Source organism: Sphingomonas sp. Leaf10, assembly GCF_001421245.1.
In the GTDB taxonomy this organism is placed as follows: domain Bacteria; phylum Pseudomonadota; class Alphaproteobacteria; order Sphingomonadales; family Sphingomonadaceae; genus Sphingomonas.
The window spans coordinates 55,813-60,484 of sequence record NZ_LMKE01000003.1 but is presented as its reverse complement, the minus strand read 5'-3'; the positions used below and the strand labels follow the sequence as shown (position 1 = coordinate 60,484).

General features: G+C 61.9%; 3 protein-coding genes and 1 pseudogene. 1 reads left to right on the top strand and 3 read right to left on the bottom strand.

Going from position 1 to position 4,672, the window contains the following annotated elements; translation table 11 throughout:
* On the top strand, positions 1 to 276 hold a 276-nt coding region (locus ASE59_RS20580), incomplete at its 5' end, for a hypothetical protein (RefSeq protein WP_235515663.1).
* Between the two features lie 261 nt (positions 277 to 537).
* On the opposite strand, the gene ASE59_RS06110 is transcribed toward ASE59_RS20580, so the two are convergent.
* From ASE59_RS06110 to ASE59_RS20575, 3 genes and pseudogenes are all read right to left on the bottom strand, one after another.
* Positions 538 to 2,799: a PAS domain S-box protein gene (locus ASE59_RS06110; RefSeq protein ID WP_082458142.1), complete on the bottom strand. Its 2,262-nt coding sequence runs from the start codon at positions 2,797 to 2,799 to the stop codon at positions 538 to 540.
* Positions 2,800 to 2,870: 71 nt separating this feature from the next.
* Positions 2,871 to 4,358: an ATPase domain-containing protein gene (locus ASE59_RS06105; RefSeq protein WP_056453716.1), complete on the bottom strand. Its 1,488-nt coding sequence runs from the start codon at positions 4,356 to 4,358 to the stop codon at positions 2,871 to 2,873.
* A 133-nt stretch (positions 4,359 to 4,491) separates the two neighbouring features.
* Positions 4,492 to 4,672, bottom strand: a pseudogene (locus ASE59_RS20575) (hypothetical protein); the annotation flags it as partial.

Below are 4,672 nucleotides of genomic sequence, written 5' to 3'. Positions count from 1 at the left end.
CGGCAAACTCGCCTACCAGAAAAGCCGCGCTCAATAACAAGGCGGCCTACTGGCCACGCTTACTCTCCAAGTATTCGGCACCCTGCTGCCGAGGATGAAGCCCGCCGTCTCATTGCCGAATATGACGGCACAGCGCTTCGCCTGGTCGAGAACAGGTTGGATCAACAGCTTGCCACGGGCGATGTCGGGGCCGCGCTACAGCTTGATCAGGTGAGGCGCGCCATTTCGAAGGCTAATGCCGAAAATGACAACCCTACCAACACGAGAGTAGCGTGAGCCGCACCGAGGTTACGCCGGCGTTCCTGAATGCGACGGTTCCGCTTCCCGCCCTGCCAAACGAACGCTCACCCCGGTGTGATAGCAACCGACTAGCCTGTTGAAATATGAACGAACGGCAGAAGTCGGAAGCGGATAAGGTGCGTCCGAGGACCGCATGTGGGTCTAGTTGGCTTTGGCGCACGGCACTAAGTATGCCGGCGCACGCTGCCAATAAGGTGGTTTTCCCGGTCGACTTTTCAGCATCTTCGCTGTTCGGCATCACTTCAAAACGTCTAATAGCGCCTCGGCGAGCTCGCTGCTCCGAAACGGCTTAGTTATGCGGGGCACGGCAGGATCGATACCTTCCGCTTCGGCATAGCCCGACACGATCAGTGCTGGCAGCCCAGGCTGAAGACCGTTGAGTGTCGTGACCAATTGAGCTCCGGTCATCCCCGCCATGAGATGATCGGTAACGAGGAGGTCCGGGACCAACCCGTCCCGCACCATCTGGAGGGCAGTTTCTCCCGAGGCCGCCTCGACCACGTCATAGCCGAAGTCGGAGAGCATGTGCGCCGTGCTCATCCGCACAAGGTCCTCGTCGTCGACCAACAGTACCATTCCCTGCGCGTCGCGGCGCTCGACGGGCTGGGCCGATCGCTGCTCGGCTTCTGGAAGGTCGTGACCGACGCGCAGCCAGAGCGCGACCGCAGTCCCCTTGCCGACCTCGCTATCAATCGTCAACGCGCCGCCCAACTGTGCCGCCAACCCGTGCACCATCGACAGGCCCAGCCCGGTTCCTTTACCGATCCCCTTGGTCGAGAAGAATGGTTCGACTGCGCGCGCCCGCGTCTGTTCATCCATACCCACCCCAGTGTCGCTGACGCTGATCCGCACATAATGGCCGCGTGACAGTCCGCGCCGTGGTTCGCGTACCGACTCGCGCGTCACTTTGATCGTCAGCGTTCCACCGTCAGGCATGGCATCGCGCGCGTTCACTGCCAAGTTCAGGAGCGCCATTTCCAGCTGGTTGGCATCCGCCTTCGCGAGCGGCAGATCGGATGCGGCCTGCAATTGCAGCGCGATCGTCGGCCCCAGCGTCGACCCGATCAGGTCGAGCATCCCGTCAACAAGCTGCGGTACGTCAACGGCTATCGTCTGAAGCGGTTGGCGACGCGCGAACGCCAGGAGGCGCTGGACCAATGTTCGAGCACGCTCGGCCGACTGCAGCGCGCCATCGATCAGCCGTCGCTCACGTTCGGAGCCGAGCCCCTTGCGGTTCAAAAGATCAAGCGATCCGACGATCGGGGTAAGTAAATTGTTGAAGTCGTGCGCGACCCCGCCCGTCAAGCTGCCCATTGCCTCCATCTTCTGGCTCTGTCGCAAGGCTTCTTGTGCCGTCTCCAGTTCCGCTTCGCGTGCCTTGGCAAGGCTCAGATCACGTCCGACCGCGATGAAATTGGCGCCATCGGGTTCAGGGGCGACCGTCCATTCGATCCACTTCCAGTCGCCGTCGCGTGTGGCGATCCTGTTTTCGAACCGCGTCGGCTGCCCCGTGTGCGACATTGCCTCGATCGCGGTGAGCGTCGGCTTTTCGTCGTCGGGGTGCATGAAGGTGGCATAGCCCCGCGACAGCAGTTCCTCAGTGCTCCAACCCAGCACCCAGTTCCATGCGGGACTGACTGCGGACATCATCCCGCTATAATCAGCGCGCGCGAGCATATCTTGCGACAGGTTCCACAGCCGGTCGCGCTCTGCCGAGCGTGCGGCAACCTGCTCTTCCAGCGTTTCGTTCATATCTTGCAGGCGCAGTTCGGCGTTCCGGCGTGCCGTGATGTCGTTGAACAGCACCGCAACGCGGCGGCTGGCGGGATTGCCGATGCGAAAGGCATGGACGTCCCACCACCGATTCAGCGTGGCGGAGCCTTCCTCGAGCCGGCCGGGAACACCCGTCGTTGCGATCTTCCCGTAGAAATCGAACCAATGCTGTTCATGGTCGGGCACGACCTCGCGAACGCGACGACCGGCCGGCTGGAAACCGGCCTGCTGCTCGAAGGCGGGGTTGGCTTCGATGAAGCGATAGTCGACCGGTCGGCCCGCATCGTCGAAGATCATGTCGATGATGCAGAAACCGACCTCGATATTTTCGAACAGAGTCCGGTAGCGCGCTTCGCTGTCCTGCAAGGCGACCAGCCGCGCGCGTGCGTCATATTGACGGCGTCGCGCCCGCACCGCGGAGCGCACGATGCTGATCAGTGTTGTCGGATGAAAGGGGCGCTCCAGGAATGTCACGTTGCCCAGCACTTCCAGATGTCGTGCGGCGGCGGGGTTGCGCTCCAGACCACCACCACGGCTTGTCAGCAGGATGAACGGCAGGTCGGACCATTCTTCCTGACCGCCAAGCCATTCCGACAGCACGGACAGGTTGCTGGTCGCGATCGCTTCCTCGGTCACGATGACAAGGGCCGCGCCCCGGTCGAGCTCGGCGACCAAGTGAGACAGGGAAGGGCAGACCGTGGTTTCGAGATGCGCCTCGGCCAGCATCGCGCTCGCCAGTGCGGCGTCGCGACCGCGCGGAGCCAGGACGAGCGCACGTTCCGAAACGGTCGATCGCTTCACGCGTCGTCGCCGTCCAGAAGATCGTTCACGCCGTGCAGCGTCGGCACACCCCGCAACACGCCCTGGAACTTGATCAAGGGTTCCCCGAGCGTGATCCCGGTGCCGCCGATCCGATATTCGCGGATCGTGTTCTCGTGGGGGCCGGTGCGCTTCTTCACGATCGAAATGGCGCGACGAACCCGACCCAGCGCCTCGAAATAGCGCAGCAGGATGACCGTATCGGCCAGATAAGTCACGTCGACCGGCGTCTTCATATCACCGACCAGCCCGTGCTGTGCGACCGTTAGGAAGGTCGTCGCGCCCTGTCGATTGAGATATTGCAGCAGTTCGTGGAGGTGCAGGATCAGCGCCTGCTCGCCCGGCATCGCCGCCTGATAGCCATTGAGACTATCCACTACGACCGTCTTGGCGCCATATTGCTCGACGCAATTTCGGACACGGGCTGAGAATTCGCCGGGCGAGAGTTCGGCGGCGTCCACCTGTTGCAGCAGCAGCTTGCCGTCGTCGATCATCGCCTGGAGATCGATGCCTAGACCCAGCGCGCGCTGGATCAGTAGCCCGACTTCCTCGTCGAACACGAACATCGCGGCGCTCTCGCCGCGTGCCACCGCCGTCTCGATGAAGGTCAATGCTATAGAGCTCTTGCCTGTTCCGGCGGGACCCAGCACCAATACGCTTGAGCCGCGCTCGACCCCACCGCCGAGCAACTGGTTCAGTTCAGTCGAATGGGTCGTCAGCATGTCGCGGGGAAAGCTAACTCGGTGCTCGGACGACACTAGGCGCGGAAAGACGTGGACGCCACCCGTCTCGATCGTCGCGTCGTGATGGCCGCCACGGAACCGACGGCCGCGATATTTGATGACGCGAATCCGCCGGCGCTCCGCGCCATATTCGGGGGCGAGTTCCTCAAGTCGGATCACGCCGTGCGCCACCGAGTGAACGGTCTTGTCGTTGGTATCAGTGGTCAGGTCGTCGAGCATCAGCACCGTCGCCTGGCTTTTCGCAAAATAATGCTTGAGCGCCAGGATCTGTCGCCGGTAGCGCAGCGAACTCTGCGCGAGCAGGCGGATTTCGGATAGGCTGTCGACGACAACGCGGTCGGGCTTTACCCGCTCGAACGCCTCGAAGATGCGCTTCGTGGTTTCGCCCAACTCTAGATCGGAGGAATATAGCAGGCTCTGCTGCTGGTCTTCGTCGAGTAGGTTTTCCGGGGGGATCAGTTCATATAGTTCGACCCCGGCAAGGTCCCAGCCATGCGACCGCGCGGAGGCGCGCAGTTCGTCCTCGGTTTCCGACAGCGTCACGTACAGGCAGCGTTCACCCGCCGCCGCTCCGGTCATCAGGAACTGAAGCGCGATCGTCGTTTTGCCAGTACCTGGGTTGCCTTCGAGAAGAAACGTCCGCGCCCGTTCCAGCCCGCCCTTGAGTACGTCGTCCAAGCCTTTCGTGCCGGTGGAGGCATCGTCTGTCGCGAAAGAAGGCAAACCAATTCTCCCAGATGGCGCCGTTTCACCAGCGCACGTAACCTTGCCACCTATCGCTGGTGACGTCCGCTTGTCCTTATCAGCGATCTAGGTGGGAGACATGTTCCCGCAACGGGTCGGCACGACACGACCATCATTGATGGCGGAGGGTCTTTTCAAAACCTTCGTTCGCCTTCGTCATTTTGGCGAGCTTTCGCAGATAGGTACGAACATGCCAATCAAACCGAATATCGTCATTCACACCCGTCGCGGGATATTCGTCCTGACCGATCAACGCCTTGAGGCAAGCGGTGAGCGCGATCTGCTCGTTCGTA